Below are 19,136 nucleotides of genomic sequence, written 5' to 3'. Positions count from 1 at the left end.
TATTACTTTATAAACATTGAATCTCCAAATGAGAAGAATCTATATTTTTCTTTAACAGCTTCATTATAAGCATTCATAACATGTTCCTTACCTGCAAGAGCTGAAACTAACATTATTAGCGTTGACTCTGGAAGGTGGAAATTTGTTATTAAGTTATCTACAACTTTAAACTTATATCCTGGATATATAAATATATTAGTCCATCCACTTTTTGCAGACACATATCCATTTTCATCTCCAATAGTTTCAAGAGTTCTTGTTGATGTAGTACCAACAGATATTACTCTCCCACCATTTTTCTTAGTATTATTTATGATATCAGCATCTTCTTCTGAAAGACAATAGTACTCTGAATGCATTACATGCTCATTTACATCATCAACTTTAACTGGTCTAAAAGTTCCAAGTCCAACGTGTAAAGTTAAATATGCTATGTTAACTCCTTTTTCACGAACTTTTTCTAATAACTCTTCAGTAAAGTGTAATCCAGCAGTAGGAGCTGCTGCAGATCCTTTCTCCTTAGAGTATACTGTTTGATATCTCTCTCTGTCATCTAACCTTTCAGTTATATATGGTGGAAGTGGCATTTCTCCTAGTTCATCTAAAACTTGTTCAAAAATACCATCGTAAGAAAACTCAATAATTCTATTTCCTTCTTCTACTATATCTACTACTTTACATTTTAACTTACCTTCACCAAAAGTAAAAGTAGCTCCAATCTTAGCTTTTTTTCCAGGCTTAGCTAAACATTCCCACTTATCTCCTTCAATTCTCTTAAGTAATAAGAATTCAATTTTAGCTCCTGTTTCTTCTTTTTGACCAAAAAGTCTTGCTGGCATAACTCTAGTATTATTTAAAACTAAAGTATCTCCTTCTTTTAGATATTCTAATATATCATAAAAATGTCTATGCTCTATCTCTCCAGTTTTTTTATCTAGCACCATTAATCTTGAATAATCTCTCTTCTCTAATGGATGCTGAGCAATAAGTTCCTCTGGTAAATCAAAATTAAAATCACTTGTTTTCATTTTTTACTCCTCACTATCAAAAAAGCTCTTTTGATTTGTGTGCTTTTTCTTCTTTTTTGTCCTTCCTAAATGAGCATAAGCTGCATCTGTTGCAACTCTACCTCTAGCTGTTCTTACTATAAAACCTTTTTGAAGAAGATATGGCTCATAAACATCTTCAACGGTTCCAAGTTCTTCTCCTATAAAGTAAGATAATGTCTCTATTCCTACAGGTCCACCATTAAAATTATCAATGATAGCTTCCAATATTTTATTATCTACCCTATCAAACCCTTTAGAGTCTACTTCTAAAAGTTCTAATGCTTCTTTTGCTTCTTTATAACTAATTAAAGAATCCGAATATACCTGAGCATAATCCCTTACTCTTTTTAATAATCTATTTGCTATTCTAGGTGTTCCTCTAGACCTTCTGGCAATCTCAAATGCCCCTTCTTCTGTAATATCACAGCCCAATACAAAAGCAGATCTAACTATTATCTCTTTTAATTGCTCATCAGTATAATACTGCATATCACATAACACACCAAATCTGTCTCTCAATGGTGAACTAAGCATTCCTATTCTTGTAGTTGCTCCTATTAATGTAAACTGTGGCAAGTCTAATCTTATCGACTTAGCTGCAGCACCTTTTCCTATAACAATATCTAGAGCGTAATCCTCCATTGCAGGATAAAGAATTTCTTCTACATTTCTATTTAATCTATGTATCTCATCTATAAATAAAACATCATTGTCTTTTAATGTTGTTAAAATAGCCGCCAAATCTCCAGCTCTCTCTATAGCAGGTCCTGAAGTTATCTTTAAATCTCCACCCATCTCTTTAGCTATAATATTTGCTAAGGTCGTTTTACCTAGTCCTGGAGGTCCATATAAAAGAACATGATCTAAAGCTTCTCCTCTAGTTTTAGCTGCTTTTACAAATATATTTAATCTTTCCTTAACTTTATCTTGACCAATATACTCATTTATCTTTTGAGGTCTTAAACTTAACTCTCCATTTCCGTCCTCTAGCATTTCTGCTGGTGTAATAATTCTCTCCATTATTTCACCTCTATCCCATTAATACTCTTAATGATTCCTTGATTATATTTTCAACAGACTGTGTTTTATCAACTTTCTTAAGAGCTGTCTCAGCTTCTTTTTCTGAATATCCTAAAGCTAATAATGCCCCTAAAGCTTCACCCACAACATTTGCATTACTTGGAGCAATATCTTTAAATCCTTCTTGAATATCAACACCTTCAACCACATCATCAGTTTTGATTTTATCTTTAAGTTCTAAAATTATTCTTCCTGCTGTCTTTTTGCCAATTCCTGGTGCCCTACATAAATGTTTTTCATCACCCATTAATATAGCATATCTTAAATTATTTATTCTACTTATTGATAATAAAGATAAAGCCGCTTTTGCTCCAACACCATTTATTGATAGTAATAACTTAAACATCTCTAATTCTTCTCTTGTGGAGAATCCATATATACCAATAAAATCTTCCCTTACTATCTGCTCTAAGTATAACATAACTTCTTCCGATACTTTTGGCAATTCAGCCATAGTAGCTCCAGAAGTAAATATTTTATATCCAATACCATTATTTTCAACAATTACATAATCTTTATTTATACCAATATACTTCCCTTTAATATATTCATACATACAATTCCCCCCTTATCTTCATCTTGAAGTAATAAACATAACATTTCTACTTTAACATTTTACAATGTTTTTTTCAATAATAAAGTAAGGCTATCACATTTGTGATAGCCTTTTAAAAATCATTTTACTTTAACTCCAAAACTCACCATAAGGTTCCATTATATCAATAGCTTCAACATCATTGAATATATTATCGATTGCAAAATCATAAATGTTTAAATTAATATCTTTACTTAATAATTTAGATATTACTTCTTCCTTTTCTTCATCAAATACTATATCTTCTTGAAGCTTTTCTATAATATCATTTGTATTATATACTCTACATTCTCCTTCTATAACGCCTAAATTCTGACATACGGTGTTAATAAACTGCTCACTACTATCTGTTAAGTCATTTACTTCAGTTATTATAGTTGAATTTCTAACTTTCTGCATATAATACATATTTATATATGCTTTAGTAGTATCTAAATCATTAAATCCCTTTACATGACCATCAGGCATAACCAATAAATATTGAAATTCTGGAATGATGCTCATATTGTGACCTCCTCTCCATCGTTTCTAATACTATTGTCCCCTTTTTTAATTTTTCTTATTCTACCTATGTTTATGGCTATTTTCCCACTAATTTTATATACTTTACAAATTTAATTCAAATATATAAATTCTAATTCATATAACCAGCTAATCTTTCTAATGCTTCTTCCTTTGAATCATAATAGTGCTTAAATGACTTTATTTCTTCTTCCGCAGCTATTGGTATAGTATTTACCTTTTTATAATCTCTAAAAACATCACTTTCTGATTCTATAAAAGCTTTTCCATTCTCATCTGTTTTATAAATAGCAAAATATCCATCTTTTTCACCTAAGTAATATTTACCGCCTATAAGAGTATTATCACTATTTTCTTTACTAAATACAATTCTATCATCACTTAATGCTTCAAGCTTATATCCTGAATCATCAAGAAAATCTATTAAGAATTGTTGATTTACATCAACCTGAATATTATTTTCTTCTTTAAAATCTTTTAAACTTTGCTCTTTATCAATACTATCTCCAATCATTAAAGCTATAGTTGTATTATCTTCTAATACCTCTGTAGAATTATAAACTGTCTTTTCTTCAAGAGCATTCTCATATTTAGGTTTTGTTATCCAATCTGTAATTAAATAGCTTAAGCTGAAGCACATTCCTAATAAAACTATTACTCCAACTCCAAAATATATTTTTTTCAACTTATCTTTTTTAAATTTATCATTTTGAAAATTATTATTCATATTTCCATCACTCCTTATGAATAATAATTTCCACTTTTTACAAAAATTATTCAGTATAAAATTAATTTTCTCTTACCATTCTATTGATAAAATATTATATTCTTCTCTTCTTAGTGAAACTTTATATCCTTCAATAATTAACCAGTTTATTAGCTTTCTTTGTACTTCTTCACTATCATCATCAATAACAAGAATTGCTGTTATCTTATTTAGTTCCATATCTTTTGCCGCATCAATATTTTCTATTATCTTCTTTTTATGACATTCAAATTTTTCTAACAAATTAAACTCTTCCATATACTTATCCTCCAAAATATATTTCTCTACGTAATATCTATAGTATTGTAAATACTAAAATATTATAATAATTTGAAGTTTAATTACTATTTTATTTATTAAATCTAAAGAATGGTAAATATACTTTATTCACCATTCCCATTCTATTTTTTTATTAAATTTAATTTTATCTAAATTAAGTTTATTAATTTATTATCTGTCATAATAAAATCTAAACTTTTAATGTTTCTCCCGGATAAATTAAATTTGAATTTTGTAAATCATTTAAATTCACTATATTATCTACAGTAGTATTATATCTAGCTGCTATTCCACTTATTGTATCTCCTGTTTTTACAACTACTAATCCTGTGAAATTTTTAGATTTATCTTTACTTATTATTAACTTTTCTCCTACATAAATCATATTTGGATTACTTATATTATTTAAACTAACCAAATTACTAACTGTTGTTCCATACTTTTTCGCAATCCCACTTAGTGTATCTCCAGCTTTAACTGTATATATTAAACTTTCACTTTGTTCCTGCTTAGATACACCTGAAGATTCTATCTTTAAAACTTCTCCTGGGTAAATTAGATTTGGATTACTTATACCATTTATTCTTGCTAAATACTGAACAGTTATTCCGAATTTACTCGCTATTCCACTTAAAGTATCTCCTGATTGTACAACATAAGTTGATGAATGTTGGTTGGATGTTGCTCCACTTTTAACAGAAACATTTGTTGGTATTTTTAATACTTCTCCTGGATAAATTAAATTTGGATTTGTAATATTATTTAGCTGAACTAATTCATTTACTGTTGTTCCAAATCTTAATGCAATTGAACTTAAAGTATCACCTGAAACTACTATATAAGTCTTACTAAATGAGTTAGTTCTAGTTGATACCGTTTTATCTGTATATATTTTTAATGTTTCTCCTACATAAATCAAATTAGGATTAGCTATACTATTTATTGAAACTAAACTAGCTACTGTTGTACCAAATCTAGCTGCAATACTGCTTAAGGTATCTCCAGCTTGAACTACATAATACTTAACTCCACTTTGAGTAGATTCTTGTTTTTTATTTCCAGGAACTGTTGTATCATCACTTAATAAAATTCCTTCCTTAAATATATCTAAATCAACATTAGTATTTATTCCAGATATATTTCCTGTATCAGAATATTGCCATCCTACATATGCATTACCCCATATAGAATTTTCTTCTGGCTCACTACTACCATATTCAGCTATCCATAACGGATAATTCTCTAATCCAAATCCTGTAGTAATATTGTTGTTTGCAAAGCTTGCATAGGTATATATAGCCACATCTAAGCCAGTAATCTTTTTAACTTCCTCTAAAAATTCTACTGCTATACTAGATAACGTTCCTACTTCATAACCACCAGCTTCTTCTAAATCTAAAACTAATCTACACTCAGAAGTTAAACCACTTATTGCATCAGCAAAATACCGTGCTTGTACTATTGCTGATATTGATGGACTGAAAAAATGATAAAATCCTACTAATAACCCATTATCTTTAGCTCCATCATAAAATTCTTGAAGATAAGGATCTGTATAATAATTTCCTTCAGTTGCTTGTATATATACTATTTCTATTCCGCTATTTTTCACTTCTGAAAATGTTATACTTCCTTGCCAATTGCTTATATCTATCCCTCTATAATTTGTCACTTTTCAAAATTCCTCCTTTGTATCTTTTAATGATATTTAGACATCTACTTCATATTATTCATATTTCCTATAAATAGTGCCTATTCATAAATTAATTTATGTAAAAGATATTATTTACATATACCCTCATAAATAAATTTAAATTCTACAACTAAAATTGTTATATTTTATGAATTATTTAAAATTATATAAAAAATGAACCTATTGAAGTTTATATTTAAAATTCAATAGGTTCATTTTGTCTTTATTTCACTTTTATATACTTATTTATAACACTATCTAATTCTTAATGATAAAGTATTATATTTATTAAAATTTACTTTTTCATCAACATGCACCATTTATCTATATTTTCAAACCCTAATCTATGATATATTCTTCCTGCTTCTTCATTATCGAAGAATAAACACGCAGACTTATCTTCATTTATTAGTCTCTTTGCTAAATATGATACTATTTTACTTGCTAATCCTTTATTTCTATGATTTTGAACTGTAAAAACTCCTCCTATCATTGCATTAACACTTGTAGTAGCAGTCGTATTTCCATGAGCGATAATTTCGTTATCCTCTTTAATAAATATATGTATACCCTCTTTACTTAATATTCTATTGTTAATTTGATTATAACGTTCATTTAAATCATCAGAGTACATACCTTTAAATTCTTCTATTTTTTCATATGCTTTTGCAATTTCCATAGAGTCACTTGAAGTAGCTATTACTATATTTTCTTCTTTCACTTCTTCTAACTTACTTTCATCTCTAAGTTCGCAAAAAAACATTTCTCGTTTGTTATAACTATTTTCAATTAATTCATATATTTTATTTATAACTGATAATTTTCCACTAACTACTTTTGCATCTTTTTCTACAAGCAATTCTGCAATTTCTTTAAAATTCATATCTAAATTTCTGCTATAAACAATAAAATTAGTATGATATCTTAATACAATTCCTCTTATAATTTCTTCATCGTATTGAATCCAAACATTTTGAAACTCCTTATCAAATCCAAAATTCTCAATATCACCTATAATAAATAAATTTATATTTGGTTCTCCTAAACAGTAATCTAGTACTTCTTTTCTATCTTTTTCACTAGCTAATCTTAACATTTTCTCTTCTCTCCAACTTATTAAATCTATTAAATATAATAAAAACCTCATTATACTTAATATTACTTAAGACAATGAGGTTAAAACTATCTTTTATTAATTATATAAATTTTTACTCATCCCATCCTTCAGGGAATTCAGCATTATGATATACCTCTTGAACATCATCACTATCTTCAAGCATGTTTAATATCTTTTGCATCTTCTTAGCTGCTTCTTCATCAATTTCAGTATAAGTATCTGGAATCATTTTTACTGCTGCTTCTAAGAACTCTAATCCTTCTGCTTCTAATGCTTCTCTTACTGTTCCAAAATCATCTGGTGATGTTGTTACTACAAATACTTCATCTTCAGCTTCAAAGTCTTCTGCCCCAGCATCAAGAGCCATCATCATTACCTCTTCTTCATCTAAGTCAGCTCTTTCTATTACTATTTCACCCTTTTCTTGGAACATAAAATTTACACACCCAGTTGTTCCTAAAGTTCCGCCACCTTTTGAGAATGCAGCTCTAACATCCCCAGCTGATCTATTTCTATTGTCTGTTAATGTTTCAACTATAACAGCAACTCCTAATGGTCCGTATCCTTCATATACTATTCTTTCATAATCAACTGAAGCTAACTCTCCTGAAGCTTTCTTTATTGATCTATTTATTGTATCATTAGGCATATTTGCAGCCTTTGCTTTTGCTATTGCATCTCTTAATTTAGGGTTGTTCTCAGGAACTGGACCTCCATTTTTTACTGCAAGCACTAATTCTTTACCTAGCTTAGTAAATATTTTTCCTCTTTGCGCATCAGCTTTACCTTTTTTGTTTTGTATATTATGCCATTTTGAATGTCCTGACATCTTTCTTCCTCCTAAATTAATATAATTTGTTCTTTACTTAAATATCCATAAACAGTATATCATAGCGAAATTTATTTTTCAATTTACTTAAGTGAGAATCTAAATCTAAGATTTAGTTATTCGAACTTACTCCTATGAACATATGTAAATAGGAGTTTCACTTGACAATCTAACTCTTAGATTTAGTTATTCAATATTAATATTCTCCATAATATTCTTCTAAAGTTAGTCCACTATTATATAATTCTGTAGCTAAATCCACTCCTACATATCTTATATGCCATGGTTCATAGTAATATCCTGTGACATCTTCCTTTCCTGGTAAATATCTCACTATAAATCCGTATTTATGAGCATTTTCTCTAACCCATTGTCCTTCTACACTATATCCAAACTCAGTAGTTAATGACGATCCATAATAAGATGAATTAACATCCATAGCTAATCCTAATTGATGCTCACTTGCTCCTGGTGGTGCAGAATATCCTGAGTATGGATTATAGATACTTGCCTGATAATCATAAGATCTATATCCAGATACAGCATAAAGATACACCCCATCAGCATCCGCTCCTTTGAAAAGATTTTCTAGCGCTGCTGCAGCCTCTGATTTCATCATTATTCTGCTTGTACTAACCAATGATCTTACATTAGGAACTACTAAGTCTTGCGGTTCATAATCGCTATCCACTGTCCTTGTTTTATTTACACAAACAGTCATGCTTGTAGGATCAAATATTCCCTTTGCTATAATCCTATCTGAAGCATCACTTATTATTTCTTCATTAATTAATTCTCTTTTTACTTCAACTCCATTTTCATAAGTAATTTTGTATACTAAAGTTTTCTTCCCTACTTGACCTTCATCTATTACTCTACTTTCTCCTAAAGGCATTTTATAATCTTTTACTTCTTTTTCTTCAAAAGCAATATCTTCTTCCACTGTCTCTTCTTTAAAACTTACTCTTGTAATTACTATGTTGTCATTATTACTTATACTTTCTGATATACCTTTTGATAGTTTATCATTTTCACTATAAGTTATACCTAATTCATCTATTACGTCACCTACAGTTTCTTTATTAGTTTTATGCACTATCTCTTTTCCATCTACTAAAACTGTTACTTTTTTTATTGATAAATTCCAAAATACTAATGTCATAATTAAAAATATTAAACTTACAGCAATTATATATTTTTTTCTCTTTTTAACTTTCTTTCTATCTTTACTTCTACTATTCATACTTTCTTATTTTCTCTCCCTTAGTACGTTATTACAAAATAAAATTGTCTTCAATATTTAGTATCTACTTGTCCATTAATATTTATTACTACTAATAAATCATAAATTATTATTATATAGCTATTACAAACACGCTGTATAATCATCAAGCGCTAACCTAAAGGCTAACGCTATATACTTAAATCATTTTATAAAGTCTATTATCTTCTTTAAAATATATCTCTGCATCACTTTTACTAATTAATATTTTACCATTGCTAGCTTCAATTGCTGCCTTCTCTATTTCATCAGCTACAGATATTTCTGCCAATATATGAACAATAACTTTATCTGTATATTCTGTATCTTCAATATGCCAATTATTTTGTCCACACATATATTGAACTTTCCCAATCATATCATAATCCATCTCTAATGATACATTAACACCTTCAACCTTTTCAACCACTCCGCCAGCTTTTAGTGCAATTGATGCTCCTTTTGTATACGCTCTTGTTAAACCGCCAGCTCCAAGCATTATTCCACCAAAGTACCTAGTTACAACAATAGCACAATCAGTAACATTGCTTTTTTTCATAACTTCTAATATAGGTATTCCTGCTGTTCCTTGTGGCTCACCATCATCACTGTATCTCTGAATCCCCATATTTTTTCCTACAACATATGCCCAGCAATTATGAGTAGCCTGTTTGTGCATACTTTTTATTTCAGCAACAAATGCTTTAGCTTCTTCTTCACTTTCACATCTTTTAGCATATCCTATAAATTGAGATTTTTTTTCTATAAATTCATCTTCACCATATTGTCTTATCGTTATATATGCCATTTATCAATTACCTCCTTAATAGTATAGATTCCTTCTCTTATTTTTTCTTCATTTGTTTGAGAAAAACATAATCTAAAAGAATCTATCCCTCCATCTATCTCTTTATAAAAAATCACCCCTGGGGTAATAAAAATTTTCTTATCCTTTAATATATAAAACAATTCTTTTGAACTTATATTTTTATCCTTCAATTTAAGATAAAAATATAAACCACCTCTAGGTTCCTTCATTTCAACGTAATTTGAAAGTTCATCTTTAATTAGTTTTTTCATTATATTATATCTTTTTTTATATTCTTTTTTCAATGACTCAATATGCCCAGTAAAATATCCTTCTTTTATGTATAACTCTAAAGCTCTCTGCATAAGAGTTGACGTAGCTGTATCTGTATTTACTTTAGAACTCTGCATAACTTCTTTAAACCCATTTGGATAAATCATATATCCTAATCTAATTCCCGGCAAAAATATCTTTGAAAAACTTTTAATATAAAAGACTCTATTACCTCTATCTAGAATTTTAAAAGGCTCATGAGTTAACTCTTCATCATATATCAATTCTGAAAGATAATCATCTTCAATTATATAAAAATCATATTTTTCTGCAAGTTCTAAAATTTTCAGTTTACATTCCTTGCTATAACTTATTCCTGTAGGATTGTGAAGGTAACTCATGGCATAGAAACATTTTATTTTGTTTTTCTTCAAGATTTCTTCGAATAACTTTATATCAATTCCATCATCATTAATTGGTACTTCAAATATATTCGCCCTTCGCCACTTAAATACTGATAACGCTCCCCCATAAGTAGGCTTTTCAACCATCACATTATCATTAATATTAACTATAGCTTTAGCTGCTATATCTATCCCCTGTTGTGCTCCAGATAAAATTAAAATTTCTTCTTCATCAAATTCTTTATTCCAAAATACTTTATTTATTGTCTCTCTTAACTCACTATATCCTAGTGTTTCTTGTATTAATAGTGCTTCAGCTCCATCTCTATCAAGAACTTTATTTAGTACATCTTTAAATTCATTTATAGGAAAATATACATCTATTAAACTTTCTCCTGTAAAATCAATTATATCTTCGTAATTTTTATTTATTATATTCTTAATCTCTTTACTGTACTCATTTTTAAAGCTTTGCACTAACTCTCTTCTTTTTGCAAATGTTCCTGATCCCATCTTTTGATATGCATAACCTTCACTTTGAAGCTTTTTATAACAGTTAATAATAGTAACATTATTGACTTTTAAAAACTCTGCTAACTTTCTAATAGGAGGTAGTTTTTCTCCGTCATTTATTATCTTAGAGTTTATTAATTTTTTTATATGATTTGCTATTTGAATGTATTTAGGCTCTTCTTCATTTAATTCCAAAATATATTCTTCCATATATACTCCCTTTTCTTAAAGAACATAATTGTATCAATACAATTTAATATAAATTATACACTATACTTAATAACTATTTAAAGAATATATTTTACTTATTAAAAAATATAGCTTTTAGATTTTTAACAATCTAAAAGCTATAACTACAAATATTAAATTTCTTTTATAATAAATTCATTAGTTTTATTGTACGTTTCATCATCAACTTCAGCTAATATGAAAGTACCATCTTCTCTATAATCTTCCTCTAAAACTCTACCGTTTCTATGTAAAAATGAATTTATATCACTTCTATCATAAGGAATAATATATTCACATTTTTTCATAGTGTAAGGTAAGTTCTCTTCTATTAAACTTAATAATTCCTCTAAATTCTCTCCAGTCCTTGCAGAAATTTTTATTTTTTCATATTTTGATGTTGCTTCCTCTACAGCTATAATTTGTTCTTCTGTAGCTTTATCAATCTTATTTAATACTAATAATGTTTTTTTATCTAAAGCACCTAACTCAGCTAATACTTCTTCAACAGCTTCAATTTGCTCTAAAGCATAATCAGATGATACATCTACTACATGACATAAAAGATCAGAATATATAACCTCTTCTAAAGTCGATTTAAAGGCTTCAACTAAATCATGAGGTAATTTCCTTACAAAACCTACAGTATCAGTTAAAGTAATAACTCCCTTATTTTTCAATACTATAGCTCTTGTAGTTATATCTAAAGTTGCAAACAGCATATCTGCTTCAAAAACTTTTTCTTTACCTTGAACATTTTTTTGAGCTGCTACATCACAAAGATGATTTCTAAGAGTAGATTTACCAGCATTTGTGTAACCAACTAATGATACCTTAGGTATACTTTCTTTATTTCTCTTTTCTCTTTGAGTCTCTCTTATCTTCTTAATTTTCTTAAGTTCATTATTTAAATCATATATTTCTTCTTTTATATGTCTTCTATCTGTTTCAAGCTTTTTCTCCCCTGGACCTCTAGTTCCTATTCCTCCACCTGTTCTTGACATTATAGTCCCAAGTCCTTGAAGTCTACTCATTCTATATTTAAGCTGTGCTAACTCTACTTGAATCTTAGCTTCTCTACTCTTAGCTCTTCTTGCAAAGATTTCAAGAATCAAAGTAGTTCTGTCAATAACCTTAGCTCCAATAGCTGCCTCTAAATTTCTTACCTGTGACCCTGATAACTCGTCATCAAAAATAACTACATTAGCTCTTAATTTTTGTCTAAGTTGAGCTATTTCTAAAACTTTACCTCTTCCTATATAAAATGCTGCATCTATTTTACTTCTACTTTGATATACGCTTTCTAATACCGGTATATCACAAGCCTTTGTTAACTCTCTTAACTCTTCTAGACTTTCCCTTGTATCAGATCCAACTAAAATAGCTTTTTCGCCTTCATCCTCAACAACATCCTTTTCTTTTATAAGAGAGTCTATATAAGATATTTTATTTAATATATGTATCTTAGATAAATCTTCTAAAGATATATGCTGTATCTCTTCATAATCAAGTTTATCATCAAAAACTGTCAATAATCCTAAAGAACAATCTAAAATTTTATCTTCATAAATTCCAACTGCTACTATAGCATCTAGTTTTAATTTTAGTAATGCACTAATGTCAAGCGCTGACAAATTACTCATGCCATTTGGATGTGTATGAATTATTCTTACCCCTGCCAGTCTTTTTTCTCTTATATCTAAAGTTTCTATTTCAACAGAAGTTGAATCACCTACTGCTATAGATCTAATGTTTCCTCTTCTATCTATAGCTACACTTACTTCTCTTTCAATAAATGATGAAACCTTTGAAATAGTTTGTATAATTTCTAATGAACAAACTTCATCTTTAGGACATTTTGATTTATAAAGTCTCTCTAACTCTTCTATAGCCGACTTCTTAATTCCATCTATATTTCCATATATCATATACTCACCTCATAACTAATATTTAGGTTTTTAAAATTAATATACTCACTTTATTATATTTATATTAATTAACTAATTTGAGATTAATTTATTATTACTTTACTGATATTAACTTCCCCAAATCTTTCATTAATTGTATACTATTCCTGTTAAAAAGTAAATAAATCCAGTAATACCTTATAAAAATATTAATTCACTCATAAACTAATCATTAGTATTTTATGAGTGGATTATACTTTATTCAAAATATTTTGTTTTTTAACATATAGTCTTTATTTAATTCTTAGTACTTGACCAACATATATTAAATTTACATTTGATATTTTATTTAGACTGGCTATAGCTGCAACAGTTGTTCCAAATTTCGCTGCGATACCACTTAATGTATCTCCACTTACTACTGTATAATATATTTTTTGTGATGTCTTAACTCTATCACTTGAAGACGTTGGTATTCTTAAGATTTGTCCTACATATATCAAATTCTGATCTACTATTTTATTTAAACTTACTAATTCTGATACAGATACAGCATATTTTTTAGCTATTTCACTTAAAGTATCACCATAAACTACAGTATAAGTCGTATTTGTACTTGTTCCTCCACTACTACTTGAACTACCTGTTGATGCGGTAACATTAACCTTTCCTTTAATATATACATTTTCATTAAACAAATTAGTATCTGTATTTATTGCTCCAATATAATTGGCACTTGAATATTGCTGTCCTGCAAATTTTGCAAATCCATGATTAGTAGGAGCTTCATAATACTCTCCATTATTTATTCCATAATAAGCTAACCATAAAGTCTTCTTTGCTATTTCATTGTTTAAACTCAATTGCTTTGCATACGAGTAATTACAATATACCATACATTCAATTCCCAAAACGTTTTCTACATAGCTTATAAAATCTAAAACTTGTGAATATGAATAAGTTGTCTCTATATCTATAGCTGGTTTAACTGTCATTTTAGATAAATAAGGCTTAATCTTACTTACAAAGTATTGAGCCTCCGTTATTCCATTATTCCTAAAAAAATGATAAAATCCTATCTTCATATTATTACTTAATGCTGAATTAACCTGACTATCCAATAAAGGATTAGTATAGTTTATAGATTCTGTAGCTTTTATTATGCAAACTTCAAATCCCATATTTTTTGCTGTAGTAAAATTTAAAGCAGCTTGGTAATTAGATATATCTATACCTTTTATCATTTGTTTTTCCTCCTTTTATAATTATCATAAGCAATTTTCCCTATACATTATTAAAATATATTTTTAATATTCCATATTTCTATAATGTATTATATTAACAATATTACTTTATTGATACTAGTATTTTAGAGTTGCAAAAACTATAATTTCTTGCTAATATTTAAACTATATGTACAATACAAAGTAAGCAAATCATAACTTAAAACATATTCTAAATATATATTAATGTAATTTTATTACATTATAGTTTGTATATTATTACATAAGTAATTTTAAGGAATTATAGTACTGGAGGGTTTACAATGGAAGATAAGAAGCGTAATATTCTTTTTTCTGAAGAGCAAATTAAAACTAGAGTTAGAGAATTAGGAGAACAAATTTCTAAAGATTACGAAGGTGAAGAACTTTATGTGCTTCCTTTATTAAGAGGAAGTTTTGTATTTGGTGCTGATATCTTTAAATCTCTTGATGTAAAAGCTAAAGTTGGATTTATGACAACTTCTAGTTATGGTAATGATGAAGTTAGTACTGGAAAGGTTAAAGTAGTTAATGATATTCCTGATAATATCGAAGGATTAAATGTTCTTATTGTTGATGATATCGTTGATACAGGTTACACTATGGAATTTGCAATTGATCATGTAAAAAAATTAGGAGCAAAATCTGTTAAAACATGTGTATTACTTGATAAGCCATCTAGAAGAAAAGTTGATCTAAAACCTGACTACTGTTGCTTCGAAATTGAAGATTTATTTGTTGTTGGTTACGGACTAGACTACCATGGATTCTACAGAAACGTTCCTTATGTATTTAATTGGGAATAAAATTTTAATAATAGAAAAATACTATTTGATATACTAATAGCATTTTAAAGTGACAAGTCAAGACGCAAAACTACTTGTAGTTTTACCTTTAACTTGTCACTTTTAATTTCTCACTTTATTATCTACCTATATTCACAGCTGTATCTGGTATTTTACCAACTATTATAGTTTCCGCTACTGGTATTTCACAGGTTAATTCAACATCTTTGCTTGCAAGTGGTACTACTAACCTCATCTTCACATCTACATTTAGATAAATTTTATGTCTAACTTGATTAATTCCTGCACTTTCAAATGTAGAGTCATAACTTGTATTAATATTACCTATCTGTTCCATATTTACAGTTATCTTAGGTCCCATCCTATAAAAAAAAGCATTATTGGTCATATACCCTAGAGGAATTTTTGTTCCAAGTTCTCCTAAATTTTTAAGTTTTTCGTTACATCCTAACACGACTTCAGCGGTTAGCTTATTTTGCTTAATTGTATCTGACCTTATCATAGTTATGTTTCCATCTGAATCCTTTTCAATCTTCATAATATCATCATAATTAAAATTCTCTTCATAAATTCTCATAGTTTCTTCATTTATAACTTTTACAGCTTCAGACCTCATAACTATTTCTGCTATATCTAATACTGTTGGTAAAATCCTTTTTTGGAATAAATATAAAAAAGAATTAAATACTATTACTATGGCTATAATAACAAATAGCATATACGGAACTTTAGTTCTATTTTTACCTCTTCTTGGTCTTTCAGTATAATATCTCATATTTCACCTTAAATTACTTATTATTTTATTATTATAATTAATATGCTATAATAAAAGATAATATTATATTATTTAAATTAGATAAATTAATAAAGGGAGGAACAAATGGCTAATAATGATAAACCTAAAAATAATAAAGCTAATTCAGAAAGTGGTTCCAGTAAAAACAAGAAAAAAAAGATGCCACCTTCTAAGACAAAGAGATTTTTTAAATATTTCTTTCTTACTATTTTAATAGCTGGTTTACTATTATCAGTTGTAGGGGTAGGTTATGTTGTTGCTGTTATTAAAACTGCACCTGCGTTAGATATTGAATCTATACACGATTTAAATCAAACATCTATGTACTACGACAATAAAGGTGAAGTAATTGATAATATACCAACCGAAGAAGAAAGATATATGATAACTTATGACCAAATACCTCAAAATTTAATAAATGCATATATAGCGATAGAAGACGAGCGTTTCTTAACTCACCCTGGAATTGACGTGAAAAGAATTATAGGTGCCGCTGTTAGAGATGTAAAAGTTATACTAACTGGAGAAGGTGGTGTCCATGGTGCTTCTACTTTAACACAACAATTAATAAAAAATACATTATTATTTGAAGAAGCTTCAAATGAAAATAAAGCAGGAAGTGGTCCTTTATCTTCAGTTAATAGAAAGATAAAAGAAATATATCTTGCTTTACAACTTGAAAAAACTCTTAGTAAAGAAGAAATTATCACTGCTTATCTAAATACAATTCCACTTGGTGGTTATGTATACGGTGTTGAAGCTGCTTCTAGATATTTCTTTGGTAAAAACGCTATAGATTTAACTTTGCCTGAATGTGCATATATAGCTGGAATAACTCAGGCGCCATCATACTATAGTGCATATAATACAGAAGCTAAAGATTATCCTAATACTTATATAGAAAGAACTGAAACTGTTCTTATGAAAATGTTAGAATTAGGATTTATAACTAAAGAAGAATATGATTCTGCTTATACTTTTACAGCTGAAAACCAATTTACTTTTGAACCTATTTCAACTGATTATAAAGTTAAATATGAATGGTTTATATACCCAGCACTAGAACAAGTAAGAGATGACTTAAAGGAGAAATATAAATATACAGATGAAGAAGTTAACAAATTATTTGTTAACGGTGGCTTAAAAATTTATACAACTTTAGATACTACTATGCAAGATGCAGTTCAAGCAGTATTAGATGATAGAAATAATCTAAATGTTGATTGGGATACTAATCCTGAAGATACTACAACATACGATGATATCAATGGTAATGGAGTTCAAGATGAAGGTGAAATTTCATATCCATTACTTCAAGCCGCTGCAACAGTAATGGATTATAGAACTGGTAAAGTTCTTGCTTTAGTAGGTGGTAGAGGCGAACAACCTCCTCACTCAATAAACAGAGCCTATGACGACTTAAAACCTATTGCATCAACTACTAAACCATTAACTGTTTATGGTCCTGGTATTGATACTAAAATAATAACAGCTGCTACTCCATTAGATGATGCACCTGTATCATCTTCAATTTTAAATAAATATGGCTTTACAGCTGGTCTTAATAACTACAACTTTAAGTTTGATGGATTTATAACTGCTAGAGATGGTATAGCCTTCTCTAAAAACATAACTTCAGTTAAACTTGTAGATAAAATTGGAATAGATACTGCATTAGAATATGGTGAAAAAGCCGGAATAGTATATAACGATGTTTCTAAAACTTCTATGTCTGCTATAGCTTTAGGCCAACATGATAATCGCCCTGAAGATAGAGATGGCGGAAACACTACTATATTAGCTTCTGCTTTTGGAGCATTTGGTAATAATGGTGTTAGAAACGAACCTATACTATATACAAGAGTTGAAGATGCTACTGGTAAAGTACTTCTTGATAAGGAGCCAAAAGCAACTCAATTATTCTCACCACAAACTGCATATATTATGTATGATATATTAAAAGGACCTATCACAAGATTTGATGCTGGTGCTGCTAAGTTTGGTGATATCCCTGTTGCTGGTAAGACAGGTACTACTAACAATGTAGATCACTTTTGGTTCGCTGGTTTAACTCCTTATTACTCTGCTTCTGTTTGGATTGGCTATGATATGCCTCAATCAATGTCAGGATACAGTAGTGCTGCTGCTGAACTTTGGGGAAAAGTAATGGCTCAAGTTCATCAAGGCTTAGAATATAAAGAAATTGAAAAGCCTTCAGGAATCGTTAATGCAACAATTTGTATCGATTCCGGTAAACTTGCTACTGATCTTTGCAATCTAGATCAAAGAGGTAATAGAGTTAGAAATGAAATGTTTATAGAAGGTACTCAACCAAACTCTGTTTGTGATGTTCATGTAAAAGTAAAAGTTAATAAAAATAATAATAAACTTGCTACTGATGATACACCTAAGGATTTAGTTGAAGAAAGGGTATTTATTAAGAAAGAAAATGCAAGTCAAGATGCTGCAGATTACCCTTATGTAGTACCTACAGAAAAAGATGATACTAAACCTGAAGAAAAAATCAAATTATCACAAATCGGTTTAAAAGAAAATATGGATTTATATGATGCTATCGTTATTTTAAATGATAAAGGTATCAAATACACCTTTGTAGGTGGTGAATCTGTTTCAGGCACTTTAAGTCCTAAAACTTACACTTTAACAAAATTCACTTCTGAAATAGTTAAAGATGGTACTGTAGAGTTAACAATAAAGAAAAATGACATTCCATCAGAAGAAAACCCTGGCATAGGAAATGAAAATCCTAGCACAGAAAATCCTGATAATGGAGATAATCAAGATAATAACGGTACAGATACTAATAATTTAGACAATAACACTGCAAATAATACTGAAAGTACAACGCCATAATATATGAATTAATAAGAGTTGCCTTAAAGGCAACTCTTATTTTATGCATAATTAATTAAACTGTTATTCATATA

The 19,136-nt window shown here is 28.8% G+C and carries 17 protein-coding genes; 2 read left to right on the top strand and 15 right to left on the bottom strand.

The annotated features are described in order from the left end of the window. Nucleotides 1-2: 2 nt before the first annotated feature. The 14 genes from queA to ARA56_RS06180 all read right to left on the bottom strand — a co-directional run bounded on the left by queA (nt 3) and on the right by ARA56_RS06180 (nt 14,568). A complete protein-coding gene (queA, locus tag ARA56_RS06245; RefSeq protein ID WP_055264859.1) occupies nt 3-1,028 on the bottom strand; it encodes a tRNA preQ1(34) S-adenosylmethionine ribosyltransferase-isomerase QueA in 1,026 nt (341 codons plus the stop codon). A gap of 3 nt (nt 1,029-1,031) precedes the next feature. Next, nucleotides 1,032-2,069: a Holliday junction branch migration DNA helicase RuvB gene (gene ruvB, locus ARA56_RS06240; RefSeq protein ID WP_055264857.1), complete on the bottom strand. Its 1,038-nt coding sequence runs from the start codon at nt 2,067-2,069 to the stop codon at nt 1,032-1,034. A 10-nt stretch (nt 2,070-2,079) separates the two neighbouring features. After that, complete coding sequence (gene ruvA / locus ARA56_RS06235) at nt 2,080-2,685, bottom strand: Holliday junction branch migration protein RuvA (protein ID WP_055264855.1); 606 nt, start codon at nt 2,683-2,685, stop codon at nt 2,080-2,082. 129 nt (nt 2,686-2,814) lie between these two features. Then, nucleotides 2,815-3,228, bottom strand: coding sequence for a hypothetical protein (locus ARA56_RS06230; RefSeq protein ID WP_055264853.1), 414 nt, complete (start codon nt 3,226-3,228; stop codon nt 2,815-2,817). A gap of 130 nt (nt 3,229-3,358) precedes the next feature. Continuing rightward, complete coding sequence (locus ARA56_RS06225; protein ID WP_055264851.1) at nt 3,359-3,973, bottom strand: hypothetical protein; 615 nt, start codon at nt 3,971-3,973, stop codon at nt 3,359-3,361. A gap of 72 nt (nt 3,974-4,045) precedes the next feature. Next, on the bottom strand, nt 4,046-4,270 hold the full coding sequence (locus ARA56_RS06220) for a hypothetical protein (RefSeq protein WP_055264849.1): 225 nt from the start codon (nt 4,268-4,270) through the stop codon (nt 4,046-4,048). Between the two features lie 211 nt (nt 4,271-4,481). Next, a complete protein-coding gene (locus tag ARA56_RS06215; protein ID WP_070205665.1) occupies nt 4,482-5,963 on the bottom strand; it encodes a LysM peptidoglycan-binding domain-containing protein in 1,482 nt (493 codons plus the stop codon). A gap of 316 nt (nt 5,964-6,279) precedes the next feature. After that, the gene (locus ARA56_RS06210; protein ID WP_055264847.1) at nt 6,280-7,080 is read right to left on the bottom strand and encodes a GNAT family N-acetyltransferase; all 801 of its coding nucleotides are present in this window, start codon (nt 7,078-7,080) and stop codon (nt 6,280-6,282) included. A 112-nt stretch (nt 7,081-7,192) separates the two neighbouring features. After that, a complete protein-coding gene (locus ARA56_RS06205; RefSeq protein ID WP_055264845.1) occupies nt 7,193-7,930 on the bottom strand; it encodes a YebC/PmpR family DNA-binding transcriptional regulator in 738 nt (245 codons plus the stop codon). A 196-nt stretch (nt 7,931-8,126) separates the two neighbouring features. After that, complete coding sequence (locus ARA56_RS06200; protein ID WP_055264843.1) at nt 8,127-9,173, bottom strand: D-alanyl-D-alanine carboxypeptidase family protein; 1,047 nt, start codon at nt 9,171-9,173, stop codon at nt 8,127-8,129. 178 nt (nt 9,174-9,351) lie between these two features. After that, nucleotides 9,352-9,999 (bottom strand): YigZ family protein, encoded by a 648-nt coding sequence (locus tag ARA56_RS06195; protein WP_055264841.1) that lies wholly within the window; start codon nt 9,997-9,999, stop codon nt 9,352-9,354. Then, nucleotides 9,987-11,399: an aminotransferase-like domain-containing protein gene (locus ARA56_RS06190; protein ID WP_055264839.1), complete on the bottom strand. Its 1,413-nt coding sequence runs from the start codon at nt 11,397-11,399 to the stop codon at nt 9,987-9,989. The genes ARA56_RS06195 and ARA56_RS06190 overlap by 13 nt, the downstream gene beginning before the upstream one ends. A 152-nt stretch (nt 11,400-11,551) precedes the next feature. Then, nucleotides 11,552-13,345 carry a GTPase HflX gene (gene hflX, locus ARA56_RS06185; RefSeq protein WP_055264837.1) on the bottom strand — a complete coding sequence of 598 codons (1,794 nt, stop codon included), beginning with the start codon at nt 13,343-13,345 and terminating at the stop codon, nt 11,552-11,554. A 272-nt stretch (nt 13,346-13,617) separates the two neighbouring features. Continuing rightward, on the bottom strand, nt 13,618-14,568 hold the full coding sequence (locus ARA56_RS06180) for a LysM peptidoglycan-binding domain-containing protein (protein WP_055264835.1): 951 nt from the start codon (nt 14,566-14,568) through the stop codon (nt 13,618-13,620). Nucleotides 14,569-14,870: 302 nt separating this feature from the next. Here ARA56_RS06180 and hpt point away from each other — a divergent pair, with 302 nt between their 5' ends. Next, the gene (gene hpt, locus ARA56_RS06175; RefSeq protein ID WP_055264833.1) at nt 14,871-15,392 is read left to right on the top strand and encodes a hypoxanthine phosphoribosyltransferase; all 522 of its coding nucleotides are present in this window, start codon (nt 14,871-14,873) and stop codon (nt 15,390-15,392) included. Nucleotides 15,393-15,510: 118 nt separating this feature from the next. Here hpt and yunB read toward each other — a convergent pair whose 3' ends face one another. Further along, entirely contained in the window at nt 15,511-16,167 is a 657-nt protein-coding gene (yunB, locus tag ARA56_RS06170; protein ID WP_055264831.1) for a sporulation protein YunB, read from the bottom strand. Between the two features lie 105 nt (nt 16,168-16,272). On the opposite strand from yunB, the gene ARA56_RS06165 reads away from it, so the two are divergent. Beyond that, a complete protein-coding gene (locus tag ARA56_RS06165) occupies nt 16,273-19,062 on the top strand; it encodes a transglycosylase domain-containing protein (RefSeq protein WP_055264829.1) in 2,790 nt (929 codons plus the stop codon). Nucleotides 19,063-19,136 lie beyond the last annotated feature (74 nt).

Origin of the sequence: Clostridium disporicum (assembly GCF_001405015.1) — a bacterium.
Classification (GTDB): Bacteria; Bacillota; Clostridia; order Clostridiales; family Clostridiaceae; genus Clostridium; species Clostridium disporicum_B.
Note: the sequence above shows the minus strand (reverse complement) of the source record. Positions and strands in the feature narration are given on the sequence as shown.